This is a genomic window from Neisseria sp. P0021.S006 (assembly GCF_051956895.1).
This window is the reverse complement of sequence record NZ_JBQCWZ010000093.1, coordinates 1-3,242: the sequence shown is the minus strand read 5'-3', so window position 1 is coordinate 3,242 and position 3,242 is coordinate 1. Positions and strand designations below refer to the sequence as shown.

Here is a 3,242-nt window from a genome sequence, read left to right as displayed (position 1 = left end):
GTATAGAATGAGTGCGGTCAGCCCCCAGATGTCGTAGTGTTGGAAAGGCAGGGCGGGGAGGGCGAGGGTTTGATTGTTGTGATGAAGTTGACGGAATGTATAGTTTTGCAGGTTTAAGGCACAATCCAAAGGCAGATAAAAAATTTCTGCTACTTCGTCGGGGTTGGCTTTGGGGTTGACGGGCTGGACGCAAATTGCCGGAACAGGTGTAACACGGTAGCCGGAAGGCGTGTCATAAAAGGGTAGCGGCGCAAAAGTTTGCCATGCAGTAATCGGAATGGCGGTTTCTTCATAAGCTTCTCTTAACGCCGTTGCCGTTAGGCTGTCGTCTTGGACATCTTTGCGGCCGCCGGCAAAGGCGATTTGCCCGGTGTGCTGCCTTAAGGTCTCGGCTCTTTTGGTCAGTAAGATTTGCCACGTTCCTTCATGCAAGACAATACCGACCAAAACGGCTGCTTCTTTGACCGTGTGGGCGGTAAATAATTGATTGCGCTCTGCTTGCATACGGCTGCTGAAGTGTGAAGCTTGAGTGAGGAAATGGATAAGGTGGTCGGTATTCATTTTTGGCGCCGATCGTTTTATGCAGATGAGGATTACACAAGGTTTACGGTTACCGTGTCAACAAAATAGAGTGCGTGTGTTACAGTTATGCCTGAATGATAAATAAAGCTTTGCGTCTGTTTTGCAGATGCTTAGGCCGTCTGAAAATGCCGGCAGGTTCTCAAAAAGGATAGTTATGTTGTTTTCCCCATCCCGTATTCGAGTAGCAGCTGCGGCTGTCATGATGTTGTTTGCTACACAAACTTTTGCCGCGCCCGGCGATTCAAATGCAGTTTTTGAATCAGCTAAGATTATTAAAAAGAAAAGCCGTGCCGACCGTTTTTCTCCCGAAGAGCGCGAGCAGGAGCGGATACGTCTGTTGGGTATACAAAACCGCACCTCGCAGGTTTTCACTTTGTTAAATTCAGAACTGGCTTTACAAAAGGGCGATGCGGCTTCTGCACTGTTTACGTATATTTTGACGTTGCATCGCACCAAATCTCCCGAAGTAGCCGAGCGCGCTTTGGAGATGGCGGTTTCTTTAAACGCATTTGAACAGGCTGAAGCCATTTACCAAAAATGGCGTGAAATCGAGCCGGAGCCTGGTGAAACACAAAAGCGCATGACTTGGTTGCGCAATTTGCTGCTGGGTAAAGCCGATAAGAATTTGAGCGGATTGGACAAGGTGATTGCCGGCGGTAGTGAAGACGAGCAAAAGCGCGTGTTCCTGCTTTTGGCACAAACCGCAGCCCAACAGCCGAATCTGACCAGCGATGCGGTCAAACAAGTGCATAAAACGGCCTTGAATTATAAAGACTTCCCTGAAGCAGCGATTGCGGATGCAATTTTTAGTGCAAAAGACGGTCAAAAGAAACATGCCATTGCGGCATTGCAGCGATTGGCCAAGTTGGACAACGAAATTCTGCCGCCGACTTTTGTTACCCTGCGGCTGATGGCGCAACGGCATCCTGATATTTTGGACGGCTTCTTCAAAGATACAGACACCAAAACCTTATCTCCGATTTGGCAGGAATTGGATATCGCCAATTTGATCGCCCATGGCCAAAATGATAAGGCATTCAAGCGTTTGCAGACTTTATTAGAGGAAAATCCAAACCCTGATTTGTATATTCAGGCCGCCTTATTGTCAGCCAGCAAGACGGAAAATATTTCTGCGGTAAACAGTTATCTGGAAAAGGCTTATAAAGCCGGTACGGAAGAGCAGCGCAGCCGTGCGGCATTGATTGGCGCGGTGTCTTACAATGATGCCGAGGATTTTGCCAAAGCCAAACAATGGCTGGCCAAGGTCACGGCTACGGCTTATGCGTTTGATAAAACCATTTTGGCTGCTTCCATCGAAGCCAAACAGGGCAACCATAAAGAGGCTTGGGCATTGGTACAACGCGCACAAAAAATGCCCGAGCGAAGAGGACGTTATTTTGAAGCCAGTGATTTGCTGAATACGGCTTTGTTCGTATTGTCTAAAAATACCAATCTGCAAGAATCATTGAACGCTTTGAACAGCTTGGTAAATTCCACCGAAAAATCCTTGAAAACCCAAGCTTCTCCAGAGTTGCTTGCCAATGTGCTGTATCAGCGTTCGATGGTGTATGAGAAGCTGAATCAGCCAGGAAAGGCGATTGCCGATTTGCGCCGAGTTGTTGAGTTGTATCCGGACAATCCGCACGGTTGGAATGCTTTGGGCTATACCTTGTTGTCCAGCGGCAAGGATTTGGAAGAAGCGTTTAAAATGGTTCAGACGGCCTATCAAATGGAGCCAGAAAGCGCAGCCATTAATGACAGTGTAGGCTGGGCATATTATCTTAAAGGCGATGCCCAAATGGCTTGGCCGTATATCCAATATGCCTATGAAAAAGAACCTGAAGCCGAAGTCGCCGCACATTTGGGTGAAGTCCTATGGACGCTTGGCGACCAAGACAAGGCCAAAGAAATCTGGAATGACGGTTTGAAACGCGGAAGCAATCTCCGAGTATTAAAAGAGACAATGTCTAAATTCGGTATAACGTCCAGTAAACCGCATACTCAAAAACACAAATAAAATCAAAAGGCCGTCTGAAAAGTGTTTGATTTCAGACGGCCTATGAAGGAATGTCCATGAATTTAAAACAATTATCATCGGTTGCAGCCTTATTGCTTTTAGCTGCCTGTGCGCAGCCAAACTTACCTCAGCAAAACAGTTGGCAAGCGGCCGAGCAGGTACAGGATTTTAGCGCAGACGGTCGCTTGGCTGTCAAAATGGAAGGCAAAGGCTCTTATGCTAATTTCGATTGGACTTATCAAAACGCGGTTCAAACCATTGATGTGAATACACCGTTGGGCAATACCGTAGGTCAGCTGTGTCAAGACAGTGAAGGCGTATTGGCAGTAGACAGTAAGGGTAAGGTTTATCAGGCGGAGACGGCTGAGGAATTGAGCAGACAGCTTTTAGGCTTTGCTTTGCCGGTTCAATATCTGCATATTTGGGCTGATGGTAAACGCGTTGCCAATGCGCCATACAAAATCCTGCCTGATGGCCGTCTGGAGCAGTTTGACTGGACAATATCGCGTACTTTAAATAGTTCAGGACAGCCCAAAACGCTTCAACTTGAGAATGCCAAGTTTAATATCCGCTTGGTGTTCGACACGGTAAACCACTCTTTGGATAAGAATGGACAAACCCGATGCGCAGCACGCAAATAGAG

At 47.3% G+C, this 3,242-nt stretch carries 3 protein-coding genes; 2 read left to right on the top strand and 1 reads right to left on the bottom strand.

What is annotated here, in order from left to right; translation table 11 throughout:
* Nucleotides 1-561 (bottom strand): CoA pyrophosphatase (locus ACTHUM_RS10980; protein WP_440402888.1); only part of this gene is annotated, 561 nt, incomplete at its 3' end.
* Nucleotides 562-736: 175 nt separating this feature from the next.
* Here ACTHUM_RS10980 and ACTHUM_RS10975 point away from each other — a divergent pair.
* Together ACTHUM_RS10975 and lolB are read left to right on the top strand one after the other, a co-directional pair.
* Nucleotides 737-2,599 (top strand): tetratricopeptide repeat protein, encoded by a 1,863-nt coding sequence (locus ACTHUM_RS10975; protein WP_440402887.1) that lies wholly within the window; start codon nt 737-739, stop codon nt 2,597-2,599.
* A gap of 56 nt (nt 2,600-2,655) precedes the next feature.
* The gene (lolB, locus tag ACTHUM_RS10970) at nt 2,656-3,240 is read left to right on the top strand and encodes a lipoprotein insertase outer membrane protein LolB (protein ID WP_440402886.1); all 585 of its coding nucleotides are present in this window, start codon (nt 2,656-2,658) and stop codon (nt 3,238-3,240) included.
* The last annotated feature ends 2 nt before the right edge of the window (nt 3,241-3,242 follow it).

What these genes read in the sequence shown, in the direction of transcription:
- ACTHUM_RS10975 (WP_440402887.1), top strand. Translation starts at nt 737, where the DNA reads ATGTTGTTTTCCCCATCCCGTATTCGAGTAGCAGCTGCGGCTGTCATG.
- lolB (WP_440402886.1), top strand. Translation starts at nt 2,656, where the DNA reads ATGAATTTAAAACAATTATCATCGGTTGCAGCCTTATTGCTTTTAGCT.